The sequence below is a fragment of the Xanthobacter autotrophicus genome, from assembly GCF_005871085.1.
In the GTDB taxonomy this organism is placed as follows: Bacteria; Pseudomonadota; Alphaproteobacteria; order Rhizobiales; family Xanthobacteraceae; genus Xanthobacter; species Xanthobacter autotrophicus.
In genome coordinates this window covers 1-24,706 of the sequence record NZ_VAUP01000017.1, presented here as the reverse complement: position 1 = coordinate 24,706, position 24,706 = coordinate 1, and the positions used below count along the sequence as shown (strand labels likewise).

Here is a 24,706-nt window from a genome sequence, read left to right as displayed (position 1 = left end):
GAGGGCATCGTGCGCAACAAGGCGGTCCACATCGCGCTCGGCGTGCGCGCCGATGGCGCCAAGGAGATCCTCGGCCTGTGGCTGGAGCAGAACGAGGGCGCCAAGTTCTGGCTGCGCGTCATGAACGAGCTTCGGAACCGTGGCGTCGAGGACCTGCTGCTGGCCGTCATCGACGGCCTGAAGGGCTTTCCCGACGCGATCCGGGCGGTGTTCCCCGAGGCGGTGGTCCAGACCTGCATCGTCCACCTGCTGCGCCACAGCCTCGACTTCGTATCGTACAAGGACCGCAAGGCCGTCGCCGCGGCGCTGAAGGACATCTATCGAGCCGTGGATGCGGCCGCCGGCGAGGCGGCGCTCACGGCCTTCGAGGACAGTGCCTGGGGCTGTCGCTATCCGGCCATCGCCCAGAGCTGGCGGTGGGCCTGGAGCGAGGTCGTGCCGTTCTACGCCTTCCCCGCCGAGGTGCGCCGCATCCTCTACACCACGAATGCCATCGAGGCGCTCAATGCCAAGCTGCGCCGCGCCGTGCGCGCCAGGGGGCACTTCCCTACCGACGAGGCCGCCCTGAAGCTCCTCTTCCTGGTCTTGAACCGGGCCGAAAAGGAGTGGAAAATGGCACCTCGTGAATGGGCGATGGCAAAGGCGCAGTTCGCCGTCATCTTCGGCGAGCGCTTCACAAAGGCCATGGCGGCCTGATCTTCAACCCGCCGCCCCCACACGAAATTCCTGACACTCCCACCTCAGACGAAACTGGGGGCTCAATCGTCGGACTGCGCTCTTACACAGGCCCCATGCAAACGCACGGGACGACGCTGAGCCGTCCGTCGCATGCCGGTCGCTACAATGCCCTTCCCCCGACCATGGTGGCCTGCTCCTGAGACGATCAGGCCTTGTCCATGGTGTTGCGTTGGGCGAGGCGCTTTTCCCAGTCCAACGCATGCTGGACGATCGTCGACAGGTCATCCAATTGCGGCCGCCAGTCCAGTTCTGCGCGGATGCGCTCCGCTCCGGCCACCAGGCAAGCGGGGTCGCCGGGCCGGCGCGGACAGAGCTTGACCGGAAAATCAACTCCGGAAACGCGCTTGACCGCCTCCACCACTTCCTTGACCGAATAACCGGTCCCATATCCGCAATTGAGCGTCAGGCTCTGCCCACCGGCCCGAAGGCGCTCGAGCGCCGCCACATGGGCCCGAGCCAGATCCGTGACGTGGATATAGTCGCGGATGCAGGTGCCATCGAGGGTCGGATAGTCGGTTCCGAAGATTTCTAGGCCTGCCCGCTCTCCCGCCGCCGCCTGGCTCGCCACCTTGATGAGATGCGTGGCGTTGCGCGATGATTGTCCTGAGCGCCCGTCCGGGTCCGCACCGGCAACGTTGAAATAACGCAGCACGGTATAAGTGAGGTCATGCGCCCGCGCCGCATCGGCCAGCATCCACTCGCTCATGAGCTTGGAGCGCCCATAGGGATTGATGGGCGCGGTGGGCGTGGCTTCGGGAATCACCTCAACGGAAGGCTCGCCGTAGACCGCCGCGGTCGATGAGAAGATCAGCCGCTTCACGCCCGACGCGATCGCCGCCTCGAACAGGGCTCGGGTCTTCACCGTGTTCCCGAGATAATAGGTAAGCGGATAAGTCACCGATTCCGGCACCACGATCTTCGCCGCGAAATGAACGATTTCGGTGATGTCGTGCTGCTCGATCAGTCGGCGCACAAGGTCCACGTCCCCGACATCGCCGACCACAAGGTGCGCTGCGCCAGCCACCGCCCAGTCGAAACCGGTGGACAGATCGTCGAGGACGATGACCGTTTCACCGCGCCCGACCAATTCAAGGACGGTATGGCTTCCAATATAGCCGGCACCGCCGCTCACAAGCACGGACATGCACGTCTCCGCCTCAGGCTGCGGTCAAGATCGAGGCAGGATTGGCATCTCTTTTCTGCTGCGATGCAACATGATCTTTTGCGGCATTCCGGCGCAAGCGCTCGAAACCAATCCACCGCCACCTTTCCACACCCGTGGGCCGCACCGCCTCTGTTCGCCGGGGTCACCTCGAGACCAGGGATTGGTACACATCCGAATAGGCCGCCACCATGTCGTCGACAGTGCGCGCACGACGCTCCCGCAGTCGCTGATGTGCTGTGCGCACCAGTTCGGGATTCTCCACAAGGCTGCGCAGGGTCGCGGCAAAACCGTCGACGGATGGATCCGCCGTCCATCCGGTCACACCACGCCTGAACATCTCGGGCATGCCGCCGAGCGTCGAGGTCAAGACGGGCCGACCCGCGCCCTGTGCGTCCAGCAGCACGAGGGCTCCCGGTTCCTCCCAGATGGAAGGAAGCGCGACCACGTCCACTCGCGCGTAGAAGTCCTTAGGAGCGACGAAGCCGAGAAAATCGAGCGTCATGCCTGGCGCCAAAGCAGCCAGACGAGCTTGCTCCGCCTCTGAAACCCTTCCGGCGAGGACCAGGCTCACCGTGTCCGACGGCATCCGTGCCGCGGCCTCCACCAACAGGTCGATGCCCTTCTCGGGGGCAAAGCGACCGATAAAGCCGACGCGCAAAGGCCCGCCGTGGGTCCCGATGGGAAGGTACGGGATATCCGGATTGGCCACGTTCGGGATCACATGACGCGCGGCACGGGAGAACAGGCCCTCGTTCACGTGCAGGTCGAGCGTACGCTGGCTCACGCTGACCACAGCATCCACCAGCGCGCAGCGTTGCCGGCGATGCACCGTGAGCAAAGCACAGCTTTGGCAGGTGCTGGCGCAGGCACGACCGCCCTTGAAGCGTGAGCAACGCGGACAGACGAGGTAGTAATCGTGCAGGGTATGCACCACCGGGATGCCCCGGTCCCGCGCCAGCTGCCAGATGTGGGCGTTCAGACCGTTGAGCGTGTGGGAGTGCACGATCTGCGGCCGAAATCCGTCGAGGATGCCGGCGATCTCGGCCGCGGCGACAAACCAGTCGTCGATCACATGCCAGGCGAGATGCGCCAGCGCGTTGTGCCTCGGCCCGAACGGGGTGAAGAGGTTGCGGATCGGCACGAACTCCACGCGCACGCCGTTGGCCTCCTCGGTCTGGCGGCGCCCGTCCATGGACAGGCGGACCACCACCACCTCGTGCCCCTCGGCCACCAGCCGTTCGGCGATCTGGCGCACGAGCACCTCCGCTCCGCCGAAGATCTTCGGCTGGAGCGGTGTCGGATAGAGCGCGTTGAAAAGGGTGATGCGCATGGTTCGGCCCGCCCCTGCGGCTGTGGTCAAAGGGAGGAGGCGACGAGGGTCTCCGCGCCGTCAGCAGCCGGAGGCGGCGCGGCGGCTGGGATGATCCGCGCCGGAATGCCGATGGCCAGGGCGCGCGGGGGCACGTCCTTCAGCACGACGGAATTGGCGCCGATGACGGCCCCGTCGCCGATAGTGATGGGGCCGAGCAGCACCGCCCCCGCCGAGACCGTGACGTCGTCGCCGAACATCGGGTCCCCCGGCTCCTCGCGGCTCTTGCGGCCGATGGTCACGTTCTGCAGCAGGTGCATGTTGCGCCCGATCCGCGCCGAGCCAACGACGATGCCGTAAGGATGCGGCACGTAGAGCCCGCCGCCGATCTTCGCAGCCATGGCGATCTCGGACCCGAAGATGAGGCAGCTCGCCCACCAGATGACGCGGCGCAGGGCACGGCCGATCACCGGGATCCGCACCACCATCTCCTGGAGCCGGCGCGAGAACACGAACTGGAATCCCGGCGTCACCAGGAACATGCGCACGGCGAGGAGGAAGCTCACGCCCTTGCCCTCGGAGGCGGCATAGCGCTCGAGATCGGCCTTCACCTTCTGAAGCGGCGTTTCGGAAGCCATCAGGTCGCCTTTGCTTGTGTCCGCCTCCGCCGCCCTGCAACGCGCAGGGCACCGGCGGTCGCGGACCACTGATCCTCCAGCGATATACTGCGTTGCGGCACATCCTGAAAGTAGGAAACGGCCCCGCATCACACCGACGGCGGACGGGGACCGCGCCGCTCGCCGCACCCCCAGGCGGCTGCGCCTGCCGACCGTGGAAACCTCATTTATGATTTCACTACAAGGCTTTGCTGGAGCAAACGCGTACCACCCCAAGCCCTCTGGCGCTGCGACCGGTCGCCGACAATCGGCGCGCCGGCACCGGCGCGAACCTCTTGGCGGCCCATGGCGGCGATGCTGCGCCGCAATGCAGCATTGCCCGATGCGGTGGCGTCGATTACGGACAAAACAGTCGCGCCGCCCCTGCGGCGCCGTCTTGCATCCCCCAAACCCGGCCCCCCCCTCGGGCTGGCGCCTGCCCACTTCGCCGCCATCCCTCCCTGATGCTCCCGACAGGTGCCTCATGACCACGTCACCCGCCCTTCGCGAAGCCGCGACGCTGAGCAACGCGCTGATGGACTGGCTGCTGAATGCCGCCCTGCCCGTGTGGCACACCCACGGCATCGACCGGGTCCATGGCGGCTTCCACGAGAAGCTCGGGCTGAAGCTGGAGATCGAGCCTTTTGATCGCCGCACCCGGGTGATCGCCCGGCAGGTCTTCTGCTTCGCCCTGGCTGGACGACTCGGCTGGGACGGTCCCTGGATGGCGGCCGTGAACGACGGCATCGACTACTTTTTCGCCAAAGCCATGACGCCGGATGGCGCGGTGCGCATGGTGATCCATGCGGACGGCACGCCCAAGGACGACACCTTCAACCTCTATGATCACGCCTTCGCCCTGTTCGCCTGCGCCGCGGCCGCCTCCGTGTCGGACCAGCGCGCGGCCATCGCGGCCAAGGCCGTGGCCATCCGCGACCGGCTGGTCGCCGCCTACAAGCACCCCGAGCGCGGCTTCGAGGAGAGCGCCCCGCGCACGCTGCCGCTGAAGGCGAACCCCCACATGCACCTGTTCGAGGCATGCCTGGCCTGGGAGGAGATCGGTGGCGACGCCGAGTGGTCCCATCTCGCCGACGAGATCGCCACCCTCTGCCTGGAGAAGTTCTTGGAGCCGCAGCAGGGCTGGCTGCGCGAGTTCTTCGACGGCGACTGGGCCCCCATGCCGGGCGAGGACGGCCGCATCTGCGAGCCCGGCCACCAGTTCGAATGGGCCTGGCTGCTCACCCGCTGGGGCACCTCGCGCAACCGGCCGGACGCGCGCGCGGCGGCCGTTCGCCTGGCCGACCTGGGCGAGCGCTACGGCGTCGACGGGGAGCGCAACGTGGCCATCAACACGCTTCTCGACGACTGCTCGATCGTGGACGCATCGGCCCGCCTGTGGCCGCAGACCGAGCGCATGAAGGGGCACGCCGCCCTCGCCCTGACCGCGCCGGACGATGCGGCACTGCAACATCATCTTAGATTCATGGCCGCAGGTGCCCGTAGCCTTCAAGGCTACCTTGCCGTGGAGACGCCCGGCCTGTGGCGCGATCGCATGGAAGTCGACGGCAGCTATCGCCCCGAGCCGGCCCCGGCGAGCACGTTCTACCACATCATCCTGGGCATCGAAGAATTTAAAAAGGCGATCAAGGCGTTGGAGGCCCGCACCTGAGCCGCCAGCCCGCCCGCCCGGTCGCGAAGCGCCTGAGGGGGAAGGGAGCCAAGGACGGCGGCCCCTGCGCGGACCGCCGCCGTCGGCGCCAGCCACGCTCCGGCGCGTCTTGGGTCTCGGCGATGGACAGGCCTGTGTGCAATGCGGTATGAGAGGCCGAGCTGGCCCGCCAGAGGCTCGAGCGCGCTGCTTCCCGCATCAAAGGATGAGTATGCGGTACTTTGTGACTGGGACAGCGGGCTTCATCGGCTTCAACCTTGCGAAGCGGCTCCTTGAGGAGGGCCACTCCGTGGTCGGCTTCGACGGCATGACGGACTATTATGACGTCGCGCTGAAACAAAAGCGCCATGCCATCCTCGAACGCTTCGACCGCTTCCGCGCGGTGATCGGCCTGCTTGAGGACAAGCACGCGCTGGACGCAGCCGCCGATAGTGCCGAGCCCGATGTGGTCGTTCACCTCGCGGCCCAGGCCGGGGTCCGCTACAGCCTCGAAAATCCGCGCTCTTACATCGACTCCAACGTCGTCGGCTCGTTCAACGTCCTTGAACTCGCGGCGCGGCTGAAGCCGCGACACCTGCTGCTCGCGTCCACCTCCTCGGTCTATGGCGCCAATGGGAAGATCCCGTTCGCCGAGAGCGACAAGGCCGACGAGCCCATGACGATCTACGCGGCCACCAAGAAGGCCACGGAGGTGATGGCGCACAGCTACGCCCACCTCTACCGGGTGCCGACCACCGCCTTCCGCTTCTTCACCGTCTACGGACCGTGGGGCCGGCCCGACATGGCGCTGTTCAAGTTCGTGGACGGCATCCGCAACGATCGGCCCATCGACATCTATGGCGACGGCCGGATGAGCCGGGACTTCATCTATGTGGACGATCTGGTCGAAGGCATCGTCCGCCTCATCGCCGTGGTGCCGGACGAAGCGAACCGCGTGGACGCCGAAGGCGTCGCCGATACCCTGTCCCGCCAGGCGCCGTTTCGCGTGGTCAATATCGGCGGTGGCCACCCGGTGGAGTTGATCCGCTTCGTCGAGACCATCGAGGCCTGCCTTGGCAAGAAGGCCATCCGCAGGATGCTGCCCATGCAGCAGGGCGATGTCCCGCGCACCTTCGCCGCCCCCGATCTGCTCGTCGCGCTGACCGGCTTCAGGCCGGACACCGATATCGCGGTGGGCGTCCGCCGGTTCGTGGAATGGTACCAGGAGCATTACTAGAGCACGCGCCGACCGGGTCGATTCAACCCGGTCGGATCTCGCTCCAGTCACACCCCGTCCAGGCTCGGCCGGCGCCGGAAGAACGCGCCGCGCAAGTCAGCACGGTCTGGAGCGTTGCCTGGGAGAGGAACGCCACCGCAGGGATCAAGGCGGATTCGACCGCACAGGTTTCGACCCCGACGCGACGGAGGTGACGCGATGATCAAGCAGCGTTTCTTCAAAACTGGTGCAATCCGGCTTCTCGTCGCTGGCCTTGTGCTGTCGGCCGGCGTCGGGACGGCGTCCGGCGCCGACGTGAAGACACTGTCTTTCAGCCGTGCCCAGATGACGGTCCGGCCCGATCCCCTCGTCGCCGGGATCTGCGTGCATTTCGGCATCGGCGGGGAATACAATTACGTACCGGAAACCGCGGCCACCCTGATCCAGGACCTCGGCTTCGATTCCTTCCGCGACGACCTGCCCTGGCCCTCCTTCGACAGCCCGCTCGCTCGGGCTGACGGCCCGCGGCCCCGTCGGCTGTTCGAGTTCATGAAGCTGACCAAAGCTACGCCGCTGCTAATTCTCGGCCATTCGAACCCCGCCGTGCCGGGGGGTGTGAAGCCGTTGACCGATCCGGCCGGACGCGCCGCCTACACCGACTTCGCCGTGCGCGCGGCCGCCGCCACCAAGGCCTTCAACCCGACCTTCGAAATCTGGAACGAGTGGAACCTCACGCCCGGCCTGCGGCCGCCCTGGCTGATCGGCCCGGGGGCCGCCGGCGACCCGCGCGCCGCCGAGCATTATGCGGCGCTGGCCCGCGCTACCATCCCGGCGCTGCGGGCGGCGGAGCCTGGCATCAGGATCCTGTCCGGCGTCACCGGTGGCGATCCGGACTGGAGCTGGACCAAGGCCGTAGTGCGCGATGGCGCCCTCAAGGACGCCAACGGCCTGTCGGTCCACCTCTACAATCATTGCGAACCGGACGTGAACACGCGCAATGCCACCGAACTGGCCGACCGCGTCAGCTCCCTCCAGACCGCGCTCAAAGGCCAGACCGGCGCCGAGGTGCCGATCTACATCACTGAATTCGGCTGGCCGACGGCGCGCCGGCCGTGCGTGATCTCCCGGCAGGCTGCCGCGGATTATAGTGCCCAGTTTCTGCTCTGGTCGGCGGCAACCCCGTGGCTCAAGGGCGCCTGGATCTACCAATTGAAGGACCAGGGGCGCAATCCGGACGAGATCGAGGACAATTTCGGCCTCTACGATTACGACTTCAGGCCCAAGCCGGCCGCCTGCGCGGTCCGGGAAGCGGTGCGGCTGATAAAGTCGTCCGGCGGGTTTCGGCTGGAACGGCCGTTCCCCGACCTGTTCGTCCTCCACGCGACGACCTCATCAGGAATCCGGCTCATCGCCTGGACCACGCGGGCGGACATCAAGGGCGAACTGCGGTTCGAGGGCGGCGCGCCGCGCCGGGCCACAGCCCTGTGCAATCTGATGGGACCGATGCCGGAAGGCCGTGTCCGGATCGGGCCCGAGCCCATCATCATCGACGTGGACGCCGGCGCGGTCCGCGTCGGAGCGGCGCTGTTGCCGTGACCGCCGCCATGCTCCAGCCCCCTCCCCAGCAACCGCCGTGCTGCGTCAGGTGAGGCGCGGCGTGACCAGATCCATCCCACAGCATCGCACTGCGGATGCACGCTGCTCTGGAGCCGGCTCCGCACGGGTTGCTTCAACCTGCGTGCCGGGTCCGTCTTCATCGCACTCTAAGGCGCCTGATCGGAAATGAGCATGAAGTTGCTTCAGAAAAATCTGTCCAGTCTCGCCAATATGAGCCTGCGCGCATCGAGCCTGGCGTTTCGATTCGTTCTGTCGTTCTACATCATCAAGTACCTGGGCCTCGAAGCGGCGGGCATCTACGGCCTCGCGCTCGGCGCCATCGGCATCGCGCCGGCACTGACCAATCTCGGGATCAATTATTTCCACCAGCGCGAGCTTGTTGGCCAGCCGCCCTCCTTCTCCGCACCACGGATGAAGACGCGCCTCGTGGCCTCAACGGTGACGACGGCGATCCTGATGGTGGTCGCGCTGGTCGTCGCCCTCTCGATGGGCTTTCCGCTTTCGCCGATCCACCTCATCATCGCCGGGCTGGTCTGGCTTGAGGTCTACGCCAACGACCTGCATCTTTCCCTGGTGGCGCTGGAAATGCCCCTCCAGGCCAATACCCTGGTGTTCATCCGGCTGGCGTCCTGGGTGCCGTTCGTGATCGCGCTCGGCCTTCTGGTGCCGGAGACACGCTCCATCGAGTTCGTGCTGCTCGGCTGGCTGCTAAGCTATGTCCTGTTCTTCGGGCTGCTGTTCTGGTTCGTGCGGTCCTGGCCGCTCGCCGAAGCGCTTCGGGCACCCTTGCAGGTGCAGTGGCTGAAGGAGCGCCTCCGCATCGCCTGGTTCATCTTCATCAGCGACATGGGCCTTGTCGGCTTCATCTATGTGGACCGCTACATCGTCTCCTTCATGCTCGGTCTGGAGCTGACCGGCCTCTATACCTTCTACTGGTCCCTCGCCAACGCGCTTCAGACCCTGGTTGGCACCGCCATCATCCAAGTGGCCATGCCGACGCTCTACAAGGCCTATAACACCGGCGCCGTCGCCAACTGGCGCAAGGCCATGCGCCAGCAGCTCGGCAAGGTGCTCAGCTACGCCCTGGTGCTCGGCGTGTGCGTCTTTGTCGCCTGCGAGCTGCTCATCCACTACATGGGCATGGGCAAGCTGGCCGAGCATCGCGGCGTGTTCATCATGCTGCTGCTCTCATCCTCGATCCGCTCGGTCTCGGACCTGATGAACATCGGCCTGATGAGCGTGCGCAAGGACCACCAATACGCCGCCATCAACCTGGCCGCGGTGTTCATCTCGGCCGGCGTGACCTTCGCCGCCACATGGCTGATGGGCTTTGAAGGCGTCGGCATCGCCGCCTTGCTCGCGGCGCTGATCGTGACCTCCATCAAGGCCGGCGTCCTGCTGCAGTTCGCCTATCGCAGCGGCGGCGGCCGACCGGCCGCCCCGTCCGGCGCGGGGGAAGGGTGATGCGCATGCCCGGCCCTTGCCTCGCGCTGTCGGGGCAGACACAGCCTGATCATCCGCTCGGCCGTTCGCGTCCGGGTTCATTGGAAATGGGCGCGCCCGGGCCGTCTCGGCAGGTGGCCGGGGGCGCGAAACTTGGGGGAGTACGCGTGCGATGACACAAGTGGCGAAGCTGGCCCCTGGCGGGCAAAAGGTGCTGTTCCTCGTTGAGGTGATCAATTGCAATGACGGCATCGCGTCCTACTGCGAGACCCTGGCCTCGGGCCTTAACGCCCGCGGCGTCGAAGTCCACATGGTTTCGGGCAAGGTGCGCTACGACGACTCCTCCCTTGGAAAGCGCGAGATGCTCAATGCCGCGCTCAAGGAATGGACGGTTCTCCCGGAGATGAAGAAGTTTCCCCCGCCCGCCCTCATCCGGAAGGTGAGGGACATCATCATGAAGAACGACATTTCGGTCATCCACGCCCATGGGCTTGGAATGCTGATCTTCGGGCGTATCCTCTCGCTGATGACCGGCCGGCCGCTGGTGGGAACCTACCACCAATCGGTACTGGGCAGTCTCCAGGACGTGCTGCGCAACTCGAAGAAGAAGTTCGGCCCCCACCAGGAATTCTTCCTCAACATCGCTTCGCCCAAGGCGCTGGTGGTTTTGTCGGAAGAATCCCTCAAATTCCTGCGCAGTCACAGGATCTATTTCAAGCAACGGGTGGTGAAAGTGCTGGGCGGCACCAATCTCGACCATTTCCGCGTGCCCACCGCATCCGAACGCCAGGCCGCGCGCGCGCGGTTCGGCCTTGCCCCCGATGACTTCGTCTGCATCCTCGCCGGGCGCCTTGCCTGGGTGAAGGGGCAGGACCTGCTGGTCAAGGCCATACGCCAGATCCGCTCCACCCATCCCGAGCTGAAGATGAAATGCCTGTTCGTCGGCAGCGGCGGCGGCAAGGAGCGTGAAGAGGAGATCAAGGCCGTCGCGTTCGAGGATGAGGCCGACAAGGCCACGTTCCAGTTCGTCGGCTTCATGAGCGACGTGCGCGAGGCCCTGTGGGCATCAGACGCCTTCGTGTTGCCCAGCCGCTTCGAGGGCTTCGCGCTCGGCGTGGTCGAGGCGATGGCCACCGGCCTGGTGCCGATCCGCACGCCCGCCGGCGGCGCCCATGACCAGATCGAGGACGGCAAATCCGGCCTCATCGTTCCGTTTGAGGATGTCGACGCCCTCGCACAGGCGATCCTGAAACTGACCGATCCGGCCACGCGCCAGCGCATGTCGGAGATCTGCTCCACCCGCGCACACGCCCTCTACGGCATCGACCCCATGGTCGACGCCATGGTCGGTCTTTACGGGCTCAAGGCGGCCTAGAGCGCGATCCGATCAACAATCTAATCGGTGAATCGCCCTCTCAACCTAAGGAAAGCGGTGTGGTGCAACCTGCTCGCATGAAGATCAGCGCCATGCGATACCACACGAGAGGAGAGACATGATGAGCAGGCACATCGTCTTCAGCATCCTTTGCTCCTCCCTCCTCGCCGCAGCGCTCACCAGCAGCACACAAAGGAGCGTGGCGGCGGCGTCCGTCACATTCCCGGCGCCTGACGCCGCCATGCGCACGGCGGAGCCAAACCCGCCCATCCTCGGCGTGCTCACCAGCTTCGGCTCCCGTCGGGCCATGGGTTATGTGTCGCCGGACCTTGTCCGCAGGCAGCTCGACGAGCTGGGCGCCGTCTCCTACCGCGACGGCATCGTCTGGGCATCCTTCCGCTTCCCGCCGGACGCTCCGCCCCAGATGGTGGAACGCCGCCGCATCATGAACTTCCTGCCCATCGCGGGCCGCAGTCCCCTGCTTGTTCTCGGCGCGCCGGACCAAGAGCCCGCCGCCGTGGGCGCCCCCTTCACCGACACGCAGGTGGAGCAGTATTCCGCCTTCGTGAAGCAGGTGGTGGAGATCACCAAGCCGTATCAGCCCATCTATGAGATCTGGAACGAATTCAACCTTAAGGTGGGCCACGTTTTTCCCGGCAAGCGCCTGACCGGGGCCGGGGATGCCTCCGACCCGCGAGCCGCGATCTACTACGCCCCGCTGGCGAGGCGCGCGACGCAGGCGGCAAAGGCTGCCGACCCGCACGCCAAGGTGGTCGTGGGCGCGGTGGGCGACGATCCGGACTGGGCCTGGACCAAGGCCATCGTCCGGGCGGGCGCGCTGGAAGGGGCGGACGGACTCTCCGTTCATCTCTACAATCACTGCGCCCCGGTGCGGACCGCCACCGAGATGATCGAGCGCACCGAGCAGCTCGAAGCCAGCCTCACGCCCCTGACAGGCGGCCGCGAGGTGCCCCTTTATATTACCGAATTCGGATGGCCCACCTCAAAGACCCGCTGCGGCCTCAGCCTCGACCACTCGGCAGCGAACTTCGCCCAGTTCGTTCTCCTGTCCGCCACCCTGCCCTATCTCAAGGGCATCTGGGCCTATGAGGTGAAGGACAAGGGCGCCGATGGGCAGGACATCGAGCAGAATTTCGGACTGTTCTTCCACGACGACCGGCCGAAGCCGGCGGCCTGCCTCTTCCGCACGGCCGCCGACGTCGTCCAGCGTGCCCGGCACATCGATCTGCAACGGCCGGAACCGGAGATATTCGTGCTGCGCGCCGTCATGGACGATCACCAGCTTGTCGTCGCGTGGACCACGCGAGCGTATGATCGCCGAAGCGCCCGCTTCGACGGCGAGCCGAAATCCGCCTCCCGCATGTGCGGGCCGGCCGTGCCCCCCACCGACGTCATCCTCACCGAGGCGCCCGTGGTGGTGCGCTACGACTTGGTTAGCGCACCGACCATCGCCCTCGACAACTAGAGCAATTCCAGCAAAAGCATGCAGCGGTTTGTCTCTGGAATTGCCTAGCACTACAGTTGCGTTTTCGGTTTGAGATGGGCTTGGTAGGCTGTGGCCTGGTGGGCACGCCGGAAGCTTGACCATGCGAGGATGCGAGTCGGAGGTATCGGCCGTTGAGCTAGCTTCAAAGCGAGACAGCGGATTTCCTGGATCGACCAGCGGATGAGCCTGGCCGGGAGGCTGGTGCTGTTTTTTTCGGTGTCATGGTATTTGCCTGGTATCGAACGGCGGCCATGAGAGCATAGGCGAACATGACCAGTGATACGTGCCTATGCCATCCATGCCAGGATCGCGTTTCATTGTGGTCGAGGCCGAACTCGTTCTTGGCGGTCTCAAAGCATTCTTCGATGCGCCAGCGAGTTCCTTCAACCTTGATCAGGGTCTCGATGGGCGTGTCCTTCGGACACCAGGTGGAAAAATAGGCAAGCTCGCCATCGCCGATGCCGCGGCGGATCAAAAGACCACGCGTCCATGCCCCGTGACCTGAGCCCCTGATCCTGCTCCAGATTTAGGTAGAGTCCGTCACTCATGGAGACGGACGATGCGAGCCTCACGGTTCACAGAGGAGATGGGGTATTCGGTCCTGATCTCTTTACCCGTTTGCGGCCTTCCGCTGCGAAGAGGACGATCGGGGCCTGAACGCAGCGCCGGGAGGTCCCCATGGTGTACGTCGGCCTTGATGTCTCTTTGAACTCCGTAGCCGTCTGTGTCATCGACCGGGAAGGTCAAATCCTGAAGGAGGCGAGCGTGGCGTCGGAGGCGTCCGCCATCTCGCCGTGCCTCCAGCCCTGGCGGGATCGGATTGCGAAGATTGGGCTTGAGGCTGGGCCGATGTCGGAATGGCTGACTGCGGGTCTGGCGGAGCTTGGTTTTCCCGCCATCAGTCTGGAGGCGCGGCAGGTGAAGGCGGCGTTGTCGGCAATGCCCGTCAAGACCGATCGGAACGACGCGCGCGGCGTTGCCCTGGTGGTCAGGGCAGGCTGGTACAAGGTCGTGCACGTGAAGAGCATCGGCAGCCAGCATGCGCGAACGTTGGTGGCTGCGCGCAAGCACCTGATCCGCTCCATCGCCGCGTCAGAGCAGACACTTCGCGGATTGCTCCGTCCCTTCGGCTTGAAGGTCGGCATCGTGTCGCGGGCCGGATTTGCCTCCCGTGTCCGAGAGCTGGTTGGAAACAACGCCATCCTGGCTGAGGTGATGGCTCCCCTATTGGCAGCCCGGGACGCACTGATGCAGGAGTACCAGCGCCTTCACCGCCTGGTCGTCCAGGGCTGTCCGGAATGATCCGGTCTGCCGCCTGTTGACGACCATGCCCGGGATCGGGCCGGTTTCCGCCCTGACATTCAGAGCAACGATCGATGCGCCCGAGCGTTTCGCCCGCTCCCGGTCCGTCGGGGCTTATCTCGGGCTCACACCTCGGCGGTATCAATCGGGCGAGATCGATCGGACCGGACGGATCACCAAAGTGGGCGACGGGGAGACGCGAACTGCACTGTTCGAGGCCGCCAACGTCATCCTGCGACCGAGCACACGCTGGTCACCGATGAAGGCCTGGGCGGTGCGCATCGCTCAGCGGCAGGGAAGCAAGCGGGCGAAGGTCGCTCTGGCTCGCAAGATGGCGGTCGTTCTTCACAGCATGTGGCGGAGCGGCACGGAATTCCGATGGACTGCGGCCGCGGCGTGATCGACCCGGCTGTGGTTCCCTGAACGCCCGTCGCGGGGCGTGGGATGATTGAGTTCGCATGATCTGTCGTCGCAGCCGCTGACGCGGCCGAGCACGCCGAAGAGCTTGAACCAGTCATTCCATCGAACACCATCATGTGGCGATCCTCGACCACGGACAGAAGCAAAGAACCCGCGACGCGCTATTATCGGGGTTGACGACACCGGACCGAATACAGAAACAGATCATCGGGATGCTGAAGGAGCAGGAGGCGGGCGCGAAGACCGCTGACGTCTGCCGCAAGCACGGCATCTCGTCGGCGACCTTCTACAAGTTCAAAGCCAAGTACGGGGGCATGGATGTGTCCGATGCCCGCCGGCTGAAGGCGCTCGAGGAGGAGAACGCGCGGCTGAAGAAGCTGCTGGCCGAGCAGATGCTCGACAACGCCATCCTGAAGGATGTCAGCGCAAAAAAATGGTGACGCCCGATGCACGGCGCAAAGCCGTGGCTCATGCCTGTGCCAGGCACGGGGTGAGCCAGCGTCGGGCGTGCCAGGCGCTGGGCGTCGATCGCACCAGCGTGCGCTACCGGAGTGTACGTCCCGATGACGCCAGCCTGCGGGAAGCCATGAGGGCCGTGGCCGGTGAGCGCCGCCGCTTCGGCTACCGGCGTATCCACATCATGCTGAGGCGCCAGGGCATCGTCATGAACCAGAAGAAGCTCCGCCGGCTGTATCGGGAAGAGAAGCTTCAGGTCCGCCGCCGCGGAGGGCGCAAGCGCGCGCTTGGCACCCGGCGTCCCATCCTGGTCCCGGATCGGGTCAACGTCCGCTGGAGCCTCGACTTCGTGTCGGACGCCTTCACGGACGGTCGGCGTTTCCGGGTGCTGGCCGTCGTCGACGACTTCAGCCGGGAGTGCCTGGCACTGGTGGCCGACACCTCGCTCTCGGGCCTTCGGGTGACGCGCGAGCTCGACGCGCTGCTCGCCATCCGTGGCAGGCCTGCGACCATCGTTTCCGACAACGGCACGGAGCTGACCTCGATGGCCGTTCTCAAATGGTGCCAGCAGAGCGGCGTCGAATGGCACTACATCGCTCCCGGCAAGCCGATGCAGAACGGCTTCGTCGAGAGCTTCAACGGTCGGTTCCGGGACGAGTGCCTGAACGAGACCCTATTCTCGAGCTTGGGCCAAGCCCGTGCCGCCATCGCCTCATGGAAGGAGGACTACAACCTGAACCGCCCCCACTCAGCTCTCGGCAATCGATCCCCCGCCGAGTTCGCCGCAACAATCCCACTGGAAATCCAGGCCGCCTGAGGCCAAAAATCAACCCTCGGACTCTCTCCTAAGCCGGAGGAGAAAAGGGGCTCAGGTCACCCGGGAACCGGTGCATCGTATTCGGCGGCATCGAGGTCGGCGAGCGGACAATAGGCCCAATCATAGAGCCGCTCGCCCTTGGTGCCATGGCCGGCGGAGAGCGTTCTCCAGGCATCGGCCGGCAGGGTCGCGGCAATGTCTTTCGCCTCGCCGGCCATGGGGCGTTCCCTCGACCAGGAGCCAAACCAATGGTTGGAGTTGACGCCGAGCACGTAGCCTTTTCCGGCCCGGCGGAGCGTCATCTCGATCTCGCCCACGCCATAGACGCTGTCGGCCGCGACCCAGGCAAACGGAACATCGGCCGCGATGGCCTGCTTGACCATGGCGGCCGCCATCGCGGGCTTGGTGGCGAAGCTCACCGTCCCGGGCACATGCGCGGCTCCCAGCCGAGCCGCGTCCGATGTCCAAGCCTTCGGTAAATAAGGCGCCCGGTCAATGAAAGCGTGCCCTTTTGAGGAGACATAGGTCGCAAACACACCGATCTGGCAATTGGTGATCTTGCCCGCCGACCCGGTATATTGGCGGCCAACACCACAGGAGGCCTTTCCCTGCTTGAGGAAACCAGTCTCGTCAATCACCAGGACAGCATCGGCCTCGCCCAGATGCGCGACGACATGGTCCCGCACGATGTCACGCAACGCGTCGGCATCCCAACGTCCACGGCCAAGCAGGGCCTGTTGCCGCCACGGACCTTTGTCGCCAGCCGCTTCTGCCCGCATCCAGCCGGTCTTGCGCGGCTCGTTGCCGAGCAGGGCGTCCAGGAACTGTCCTGCCGAGGCGGCGACACGCTCCTGCGTGAACAGCGGTCGCAGCCGGCGCTTGCCCTCCCGCAAGGCCGATGCCCAAAGCGCCAGCATATCCTCAACCGACGCACCACCAATCATCAGATCCCGAATCATGGTCGCCCATCGATTCAGAAACCCTAGCAAAACGCAACTGTAGTGCTAGGAACAAAGAGATAGAGCATATCCGCTGAATGTGAGTTCACCGGATATGCTCTAAAGCGGCACCAAAGCCATAGTTCAGCGCCGGGACGCCGCGCCCGATGGCCCGTGCAGCACACGGGCCACCGGCCATTCTCATTCGAAGACGAAGATGCTGGTGCTGACGCTGGCCAGCTGCATGTCCTTGAGAATGATGGCGTGCGAGGCGTCGATCGTCACTGTCACGTCGCTTCCGGTCTGCGCCAGCTGAAGATCGGACGCGCTCGCCGCCAGGGTCTGGTCGATCGAGATGTGGTCAGACGACGTATTGAAACTCACCACCGTGTCGGTTCCGCCATCATAGTGGAACGTGTTGTCCGCCATATTGCGGAGATAGATAATGTCATTCTCGGAACCACCGTAGATTGTCTGTCCGGCGGTGTAGGAATACACCGTATGCGTTCCATCGGAATGCTCATAATCCCGCAGCAACAGCACCATGTCCTTGCTGAAGGTGTCGTGGCGGATATCGCCTGTCCCATCCTGCAGGTAGTTGTCGACCACGCGGGACCCATCGACGTTGATATCGTAATGCGCCAACAGCGTGCCCTTGCTGTCGTACATCCACGTGTCCTTCGATCCATCCGAATGGGGGATTTCACGATAATCGAGAGTGCCGTCGGAGTGCCAGCGTTCGATCAGCGTGATCTTTCCGGTCGAATCGATCTGTTGGTGCTGTGACGTGTAGGTTTGGCCGGTGATATTATAATTGTAGTAATCAGTGGAACCAGCGGCCTTGTCCAGCGCCACCGTCTTCATGAGCACGCTGTCGGTCCAGTACTTGGTCGTGCTGGTGGTGGAGGTGTCAACCGTCTCCTGGGTGAGCGTGCCGCTGGTTGCGTCGAACGTGTCGGTCGTCTTGTCGCCATTCGCCGCAACGAAGACCTCGCTCACCTTCTGCCCGACCGTGTTGTAGGTGACGGTGTCGGTTGAACCGTCAGCCGCGACGCTCTTCGTATAATCCAGCGTCCCGTCCGCGTGCCAGCGTTCCGTCAGCCAGATCTTGCCCGACGAATCGGCCACCTGATGTTGCGTCGTGTAGGTCTGTCCCGTGATGCTGTAGGTATAGGTATCCGTATAGCCGGTCGACTTTGTCAGCGTCGTGACCTTCGTCAGCGCGCCGGCGGCGTAGGTGCGCGTCGTGTATTGCGTCGAGCTGTCGACGATTTCCTGCGTGACCAGGCCTGTGGCTGCGTCGTACGTATCCGTCGTCTTGGTACCGTCAGACGCAACGATGACCTCTCCGATTTTCTTGCCCACCGAATTGTAGGTGACGGTGTCGGTTGAACCGTCAGCCGCGACGCTCTTCGTATAATCCAGCGTCCCGTCCGCGTGCCAGCGTTCCGTCAGCCAGATCTTCCCCGACGAATCGGCCACCTGATGTTGCGTCGTGTAGGTCTGCCCCGTGATGCTGTAGGTATAGGTATCCGTATAGCCGGTCGACTTTGTCAGCGTCGTGACCTTCGTCAGCGCGCCGGCGGCGTAGGTGCGCGTCGTATATAGCGTCGAACTGTCGACGATTTCCTGCGTGACAAAACCTGTGGCTGCGTCGTACGTATCCGTTGTCTTGGTACCATCCGACGCTACGATGACCTCTCCGATTTTCTTGCCCGCCGAATTGTAGGTGACGGTGTCGGTCGCTCCATTGGCTGCGATCGTCTTTGTATAGTCGAGGGTTCCATCCGCATGCCAACGCTCTATCATAGTAATCTTACCCGCGGAATCCACCTGCTGATGCTGCGTCGTGTAGGACTGTCCGGATATATTATAATTATAATAGTCCGTCGTGCCCGTCGTCTTCGCAAAGGCGACGACCTTCATCAGAACGCCGTCGGTCCAATATTTGGTCGTGCTGGTGGCGGACGTGTCCACCGTTGCCTGGGTCAGCTTGCCACTCGCCGCATCGAACGTATTCGTTGTCTTGTCGCCATTCGCGGCAACGATGATCTCACTCACCTTCTGCCCGGCCGTGTTGTAGGTGAGCGTGTCGGTAGCACCGTCGGCCGCCACTGTCTTCGTGTAATCCAGCGTTCCGTCCGCATGCCAGCGCTCTGTCAGCCACACCTTTCCGGTCGAATCCGTTACAATATGCTGACTTGAATAGGTTTGACCAGCGATATTGTACGTATATGTATCCGTATATCCAGTCACCTTATTCAGAGTTGTGACTTTTGTCAGCACACCGGACGCATAATTACGAGTCGTATAGGCTGTGGAACTGTCAACGACCTCCAGCATGATCTTGCCAGTGGACGCGTCAAAAGTGTCTGTGGTCTTGGTGCCGTCGGGCGCGACGATGACGTCGGTGATTTTCTTGCCCGCGGAATTGTAGGTAACCGTATCGGTCGTTCCGTCCGAAGCGATCGTCTTGGTGTAATCCAATGTCCCATCCGCATGCCAACGCTCGATCAACGTGATCTTTCCTGCTGAATCCACCTGCTGGTGTTGCGTTGTATAGGTTTGTCCGGAGATGTTGTAATAATAATAATCCGTGAGTCCGGAGGCTTTGTTGATTGCGACGGTCTTCATCAGAACGCCGTCGGTCCAGTATTTAGTGGTGCTAGTGGTCGATGTGTCGACGGTCGCCTGGGTCAGCTTCCCGCTGGCGGCATCGAATGTGTCGGTGGTCTTGTCGCCGTTCGGGGCGATGATGACCTCGCTCACCTTCTGCCCGGCCGCATTGTAGGTGACCGTGTCCTGGGTACCATCAGCGGAGATGGCTTTGGTATAATCCCGCGTCCCGTCGGCATGGAAGCGCTCCGTCAGCCAGACCTTTCCGCTTGAATCGGTTACAATATGCTGGCTTGTGTAGGTTTGTCCGACGATGTTATATGTGTATACATCCGCATATCCGGTCGCCTTGGTGAGAGTCGTGACTTTCATCAAGACGCCGCCAGTATAATTACGCGTCGTATTGTTTATATAGCTATCAACCACTTCGAGGGTGATCTTACCCGTCGACGGATCATAGGTGTCCGTCGTCGTGACGCCGCTCGACGATATGATCACCTCGCTGATTTTGTTGCCCTCAGAATTGTAGGTGACTGTGTCCTGGGTGCCGTCAGCAGCGAACGTTTTGGTGTAGTCCAACGTCCCATCTGCATGCCAGCGCTCGATCAAGGTGATCTTGCCGGTAGCATCAACCTGTTGGTGCTGCGACGTATAGGTCTGACCGGAGATATTGTAATAATAAAAATCACTCACGTTGGTCGCCAAGTTCAGGGCGACCATCTTCATCAAAACACCATCCGTCCAGTATTTAGTCGTGCTGGTGGCCGAGGTGTCCACAGTCTCCTGCGTGAGCTTTCCGGTGGACGGGTCGAAGGTATCCGTGGTCGTTGTCCCGTTGGACGATACGAGGACCTCACCCACCTTCTGACCGGCCGCGTTGTAGGTCACAGTGTCCTGCGCGCCATCGGCCGAGACGCTCTTGGTATAGTCCAGAGTCCCGTCGGCGTGGAAGCGCTCCGTCAGCCATATCTTGCCACTGGAATCCGTCACAACATGCTGGCTCGTGTAGGTCTGACCCGTGATGTTGTACGTGAATGTATCGGTATAGCCGGTGGACTTTGTCAGGGTGGAGAGCTTGGTCAGAACGCCGTTTGTGTAGATTCGCGTGGTATATGTAGCCGAGCTGTCGACAATTTCCTGAATGATATTTCCCGTCGATGAATCGTAGGTATCCGTTGTCGTGGTTCCATCCGATGAAACGACGACCTCCAGGATCTTCTGACCTACGGAATTGTAGGTGACGGTATCCTGCGTGCCATCGGCCGCAACCGTCTTGGTGTAGTCCAGAGTCCCATCAGCGTGCCACCGCTCGATCAGAGTGATCCTGCCGGCGGCATCGACCTGCTGGTGCTGCGAGGTATAGGCCTGTCCAGTGATGCCATAGTAATAATAATCGCTTACATTCTCAATTTTATTTATTGAAACTGTCTTTATTAAAAGACCGTTAATGAAATAATCTGTCGTACTTGAGGCGCCGGTATCAACAGTCTCCTGGATCAAACCCCCATCGGTCGGGTCGAACGTATCCGTGGTCCTGTCGCCGTTCGGAGCGATAATAATTTCGCTCACCTTCTGTCCTGCCGCGTTGTAGATGACCGTGTCCTGCGTGCCATCGGCCGAAATGGTCTTGGTGTAGTCCAGCGTTCCGTCGGCATGGAAACGCTCAATGAGCCATATCTTTCCATTCGCATCGATCAGTTGATGCTGCGTCGTATAAGTCTGCCCTATAACATAGTACAGATAATGATCTGTGTATCCAGTTACCTTGCTCGTCGATATGACCTTTGTCAGCACGCCGTCCATATAGCTTCGAGTCGTGTATTCGGTTGAACTGTCCACGATCTCCTGGATGATATTACCGGTTGACGGATCATAGCTATCGGTGGTGCGGGCTCCGTCCGGCGCGATGGTGATGTCACTCAGCTTCTGGCCAGCCGCATTATAAGTCGTGATCTGCTGCGTGCTGTCCGAAGACACGGCCTTGATGTAATCCAGCGTCCCGTCCGCGTGGAAGCGCTCGATGAGCACGATCTTCCCCGTCGCGTCGGCCACCTGATGCTGGCTCGTGTAAGTTTGTCCGGCGATCACATAGTTATAGTATTCAATCGTCCCATCCTGGTGGTAATCCGTCTTCGCGGTCACCGCTCCATTGTTGATATTGTATTCGATTCGATCTGTCTGAATCCCGTTCGCGTCGAACAAAAGTTCGGTCCGCCAGCTTGCCTGCCCATAAGAAACTGAAAATGTCACGCCGCCGTCGATCTTGGCAAGCAGATCGCCATAATTGGCAGTAACATACTGCATTGTTTCAACGGAAGCCAGGTCGAGAACATGGCTGTCCGTCAGCGTCACCGCAGTCAATCCATCAGCCTGCGCGAGCTTGTCCATCTGCGCGACGAACTCGGCGGACGTGAGCGTCAGCTGTGAATCAACCGTCGTGGTGGTTTCCTGGGCTGCAGCACTGGCACCCACCTCGATAACGAGGGGGTGGTCGCTCACAGGAATGGTGAAGGAACTGACGTTGGTATAGGTCGCGATGGGCGTGAGGCCGTTGAGGGGATCGTAGATCCGCACGGACGTCACCGTTTCGCCGAGGTTGACGGTGACGGTCGTTGTCGGATTAACGATTTCCTTGTCGTTGACGTCGTCCCATACCGTAACGTCGGACCAAACGACGATGTCATAGACATCGCCCGACTTGGTCAACACCATCGAATGGGTGCTGGCAGGCGCGCCAGTCAAGGTGAATTCAGTGTCCTGGGCGGTGCTTGCGCTGCCGTCATTTCCGAAAGAGAGGATCGTCGTCAGGTTGTGGATCGCCGTCGCGGCAAGCTTGGGCGTGCCATCGGCGTTGAACAGTCCGAAGCTTGCCTCCTGCGGCTTGTCCCCCGTGCCGAGGGTTGGCGTGTCCAGCAGTTCGTAAAGGTAGATTTGCCCAGCCCCGTCCTCATAGGCATCGAGCATGTTCTGCAGGATCAACTTGGCCTGCGCGTCTTCATTTGTACCGATGCCGTTGGCGCTCGAGAGGGTCGAGTAGCCGGTCTCCGTCACAACGATTGGATCGCCTGTGGCAGCACTCTGAGCGCGGGCAAATGCCGCCTCCATCTGCGCGTCAGGCGACCGCCCCGTATTGGGATAAGCGTGCACGTTGGCCGCATCCGAATATGCGCCGAGATCGCCGAGCGTGCTGTATGTCGCTGAATTGTCCGCAACTGACGTGTTGTAGACAACGACGGAACTCAGCTCCGGGTCGGACTTGATCGCCGTGTACAAATCGCGCTGGAAGGCCGTAATAGCTTCAGTTGACGTCAAGCCATTATAGGTAAATGTCGCCGAGTTGACCTCGTTAGGACCTTCAACTGCAATCAGGCTTCCGGGGTGTTCGGCAACGAAAGCCTTAAGGGCTGCGATGTAGGCATCCAGTCCTGCTTCACCGCCTGAAACGACATAATCCTCGACAACCAGATCAGTTCGAATTCCGGCGGCCGCCAAGGCGTCGACGACCTCCTTGCCCTGCCCATACTGGCTGTAGGAATCACGCACGAGCGTGATGTTCAGATAGTCGAGAGCATTAATCACCAAACTCGCATTCTTGTAGGCGTCTATGTAATCCGATGACTTTGTCGACACTCCCAGCGAATTTACAAAATCAGATGCGCCGTTTGATGTTGTTGCATTTTGGGACATAGATTTAGCCTCCGCTGAGACGCCCGTCTGCGGCTGGATTTTCAAGCGATGACGTAGGGCAACTCCCTAGTCGCCCCTTACCATTAGCGTATCCGGGATTAATTAAGTCGAGCCAGCAACCGGGAATAGAGATTGGAAATATGATGATTTGGATATCGGGCCGGTTATGTCGTGGAAATTTCGATGACTAGTTGCGTCGCAACAGCGCACATGCATTTGACCAAGATGGCTTGCATCTTATTTTGTGTCAGCGCAGAACTACCGAGACCTGAAAGGTTTTGCAATATGCGAAATAAGAATAGGGGCTTACAATCTCACTGAGATATTATTGGCTGCGAACCGAAACTGGGCTCGCAACCACGCCTGCGGTACGGTGATAACGTGACGCAAACTGGTCCGGCGAATTCGGAGACATTTCGTCACATGTAGCGCAGCCTGCCCGAGCGGGCGGCATTGTGCGTCGCGTTTCCCGCGCCGAGAGCAGCCCCTGCGGCAACGCACACTATCGGTAAAGTTGAATCGGCTGCCCGCACCACGCAGTCGGCAAGGCCGCCACGGAACTGACAAGCGCCCATTTATCGGTGCTTTCAGGTGCTTTGATACCATCCGAAAACAGTGGACGGGTTTAGGCAGCGCTGCGTGCAGGCGGCCGGGCCTCGGAAGCGCCCGATGGAGGCAAACAGTCTCGCGTCGGCTCGGCCCCGATGGCACCGAAGAGATGATGGACGCGAACGGCTTGGTATGGCCGACACTATGGCGAAGCGGCCGCATTCTCGCCGATGCGGTGCAGCGTGCCGGACCGGCAAAGGCCGATGTCGCTCTCGATGCCGACCATGCTCTCGATTGGCGGCAGAGGGCCGGGCAGCGCGCCACGGTTCGCTCGGCGTTTTGTAGCCCGGGCCATCTTCTCGGCCTCCTCCAGCTCGAGCCGACGGTGGCTCGCGGGCAAGGTCTCTGCCAGACGGTCATCCAATGGGCCAAAGCGTGACGCTGCACTTCCTGGGTATAGCGCGACAATCTGGGCGAGAGATGAGCGACAATCAGAATGAGAATAGATTGTCGTGGCATTTACTATTTGACGGTTTTGATTGTCGCTTTCAAGGGTCAATTTTGATTTGGATTGTCGTGGAGCGACATATCCTCGGCGGACTTGATTGTTGCGAACCTGGGCGGCCGTCCTGCCTTTGATTGTCGCTTGTTGATTTCCGGCGAGAAGTGACCCTGGATTTCCACTGAGAAGTGACCCGGGGTGATGGTGGTCTTGGGTCAGGTTGCGGTCAAGTTTCGGGGCTTCTCCTTTGAGGGTTTAGGTGGTTTGGCCGAGCTGGCTCTGAAGCGGAAGCTGTCGTTTCCGGTCTCCAGGATATGGCAGTGGTGCGTGAGCCGGTCGAGCAAGGCCGTGGTCATCTTGGCATCGCCGAAGACCGTGGCCCATTCGGAGAAGCTGAGATTGGTGGTGATGATGACGCTGGTGCGCTCATAGAGCTTGCTCAGCAGGTGGAAGAGCAAGGCGCCGCCGGAGGCGCTGAACGGCAGATAGCCGAGTTCATCGAGGATGACGAGATCGGTGTGGACGAGGCGGCCGGCGATCTGTCCAGCTTTGCCCTGGGCCTTTTCCTGTTCGAGGGCGTTGACGAGCTCGACGGTGGAGAAGAAGCGGACCCGCTTGTGATGATGCTCGATGGCGTAGACTCCGAGAGCCGTGGCGATGTGGGTTTTGCCGGTACCCGGACCGCCGATCAGGACGACGTTGTGTGCGTCGTCGACGAACTCGCAGCGATGGAGCTGGCGGACGA

The 24,706-nt window shown here is 62.3% G+C and carries 12 protein-coding genes and 5 pseudogenes; 9 read left to right on the top strand and 8 right to left on the bottom strand.

Annotation, left to right across the window (positions count from 1 at the left end):
• Positions 1 to 696 (top strand): IS256 family transposase (locus FBQ73_RS08625; protein WP_138399093.1); only part of this gene is annotated, 696 nt, incomplete at its 5' end.
• Between the two features lie 187 nt (positions 697 to 883).
• Here FBQ73_RS08625 and galE read toward each other — a convergent pair.
• The 3 genes from galE to epsC all read right to left on the bottom strand — a co-directional run bounded on the left by galE (position 884) and on the right by epsC (position 3,850).
• Complete coding sequence (gene galE, locus FBQ73_RS08620) at positions 884 to 1,882, bottom strand: UDP-glucose 4-epimerase GalE (protein WP_138399092.1); 999 nt, start codon at positions 1,880 to 1,882, stop codon at positions 884 to 886.
• A 163-nt stretch (positions 1,883 to 2,045) separates the two neighbouring features.
• Positions 2,046 to 3,233: a glycosyltransferase family 4 protein gene (locus tag FBQ73_RS08615; protein WP_138399091.1), complete on the bottom strand. Its 1,188-nt coding sequence runs from the start codon at positions 3,231 to 3,233 to the stop codon at positions 2,046 to 2,048.
• A gap of 26 nt (positions 3,234 to 3,259) precedes the next feature.
• Complete coding sequence (gene epsC / locus FBQ73_RS22730) at positions 3,260 to 3,850, bottom strand: serine O-acetyltransferase EpsC (protein ID WP_170218813.1); 591 nt, start codon at positions 3,848 to 3,850, stop codon at positions 3,260 to 3,262.
• Between the two features lie 502 nt (positions 3,851 to 4,352).
• On the opposite strand from epsC, the gene FBQ73_RS08605 reads away from it, so the two are divergent.
• The 6 genes from FBQ73_RS08605 (at position 4,353) to FBQ73_RS08580 (ending at position 12,653) form a co-directional block, all read left to right on the top strand.
• The gene (locus FBQ73_RS08605; RefSeq protein WP_138399089.1) at positions 4,353 to 5,537 is read left to right on the top strand and encodes an AGE family epimerase/isomerase; all 1,185 of its coding nucleotides are present in this window, start codon (positions 4,353 to 4,355) and stop codon (positions 5,535 to 5,537) included.
• Between the two features lie 211 nt (positions 5,538 to 5,748).
• Positions 5,749 to 6,753, top strand: a complete 1,005-nt coding sequence (locus tag FBQ73_RS08600; RefSeq protein ID WP_138399088.1) for an SDR family NAD(P)-dependent oxidoreductase — start codon at positions 5,749 to 5,751, stop codon at positions 6,751 to 6,753.
• Positions 6,754 to 6,951: 198 nt separating this feature from the next.
• Positions 6,952 to 8,328, top strand: coding sequence for a glycoside hydrolase family protein (locus tag FBQ73_RS08595; protein ID WP_138399087.1), 1,377 nt, complete (start codon positions 6,952 to 6,954; stop codon positions 8,326 to 8,328).
• A gap of 192 nt (positions 8,329 to 8,520) precedes the next feature.
• The gene (locus FBQ73_RS08590; RefSeq protein ID WP_138399086.1) at positions 8,521 to 9,813 is read left to right on the top strand and encodes a lipopolysaccharide biosynthesis protein; all 1,293 of its coding nucleotides are present in this window, start codon (positions 8,521 to 8,523) and stop codon (positions 9,811 to 9,813) included.
• A gap of 151 nt (positions 9,814 to 9,964) precedes the next feature.
• The gene (locus tag FBQ73_RS08585; RefSeq protein ID WP_138399085.1) at positions 9,965 to 11,167 is read left to right on the top strand and encodes a glycosyltransferase family 4 protein; all 1,203 of its coding nucleotides are present in this window, start codon (positions 9,965 to 9,967) and stop codon (positions 11,165 to 11,167) included.
• A 121-nt stretch (positions 11,168 to 11,288) separates the two neighbouring features.
• Entirely contained in the window at positions 11,289 to 12,653 is a 1,365-nt protein-coding gene (locus FBQ73_RS08580; RefSeq protein WP_170218812.1) for a glycoside hydrolase 5 family protein, read from the top strand.
• Positions 12,654 to 12,816: 163 nt separating this feature from the next.
• Here the strand turns inward: FBQ73_RS08580 and FBQ73_RS08575 are convergent.
• Positions 12,817 to 13,170: pseudogene (locus tag FBQ73_RS08575) on the bottom strand (transposase); the annotation flags it as partial.
• A gap of 182 nt (positions 13,171 to 13,352) precedes the next feature.
• On the opposite strand from FBQ73_RS08575, the pseudogene FBQ73_RS08570 reads away from it, so the two are divergent.
• Both FBQ73_RS08570 and FBQ73_RS08565 read left to right on the top strand, forming a co-directional pair.
• Positions 13,353 to 14,376, top strand: a pseudogene (locus FBQ73_RS08570) (IS110 family transposase).
• A 232-nt stretch (positions 14,377 to 14,608) separates the two neighbouring features.
• Positions 14,609 to 15,669 (top strand): annotated as a pseudogene (locus FBQ73_RS08565) (IS3 family transposase).
• 71 nt (positions 15,670 to 15,740) lie between these two features.
• Here the strand turns inward: FBQ73_RS08565 and FBQ73_RS08560 are convergent.
• From FBQ73_RS08560 to istB, 4 genes and pseudogenes are all read right to left on the bottom strand, one after another.
• Positions 15,741 to 16,628: pseudogene (locus FBQ73_RS08560) on the bottom strand (IS701 family transposase); the annotation flags it as partial.
• A gap of 180 nt (positions 16,629 to 16,808) precedes the next feature.
• Positions 16,809 to 22,910, bottom strand: coding sequence for a hypothetical protein (locus tag FBQ73_RS08555; protein WP_138399083.1), 6,102 nt, complete (start codon positions 22,908 to 22,910; stop codon positions 16,809 to 16,811).
• A 763-nt stretch (positions 22,911 to 23,673) separates the two neighbouring features.
• Positions 23,674 to 23,930, bottom strand: a pseudogene (locus FBQ73_RS23510) (IS66 family transposase); the annotation flags it as partial.
• 246 nt (positions 23,931 to 24,176) lie between these two features.
• The coding region (gene istB, locus FBQ73_RS08545; RefSeq protein ID WP_138399081.1) for an IS21-like element helper ATPase IstB at positions 24,177 to 24,706 on the bottom strand (530 nt) is incomplete at its 5' end.

Excerpts from the sequence above, each read along its gene's own strand:
- FBQ73_RS08605 (WP_138399089.1), top strand. The coding sequence starts at position 4,353 with ATGACCACGTCACCCGCCCTTCGCGAAGCCGCGACGCTGAGCAACGCG.
- FBQ73_RS08600 (WP_138399088.1), top strand. The coding sequence starts at position 5,749 with ATGCGGTACTTTGTGACTGGGACAGCGGGCTTCATCGGCTTCAACCTT.
- galE (WP_138399092.1), bottom strand. The coding sequence starts at position 1,882 with ATGTCCGTGCTTGTGAGCGGCGGTGCCGGCTATATTGGAAGCCATACC.
- FBQ73_RS08595 (WP_138399087.1), top strand. The coding sequence starts at position 6,952 with ATGATCAAGCAGCGTTTCTTCAAAACTGGTGCAATCCGGCTTCTCGTC.
- FBQ73_RS08615 (WP_138399091.1), bottom strand. The coding sequence starts at position 3,233 with ATGCGCATCACCCTTTTCAACGCGCTCTATCCGACACCGCTCCAGCCG.
- FBQ73_RS08585 (WP_138399085.1), top strand. The coding sequence starts at position 9,965 with ATGACACAAGTGGCGAAGCTGGCCCCTGGCGGGCAAAAGGTGCTGTTC.
- FBQ73_RS08580 (WP_170218812.1), top strand. The coding sequence starts at position 11,289 with ATGAGCAGGCACATCGTCTTCAGCATCCTTTGCTCCTCCCTCCTCGCC.
- epsC (WP_170218813.1), bottom strand. The coding sequence starts at position 3,850 with ATGGCTTCCGAAACGCCGCTTCAGAAGGTGAAGGCCGATCTCGAGCGC.
- FBQ73_RS08590 (WP_138399086.1), top strand. The coding sequence starts at position 8,521 with ATGAAGTTGCTTCAGAAAAATCTGTCCAGTCTCGCCAATATGAGCCTG.
- FBQ73_RS08555 (WP_138399083.1), bottom strand. The coding sequence starts at position 22,910 with ATGTCCCAAAATGCAACAACATCAAACGGCGCATCTGATTTTGTAAAT.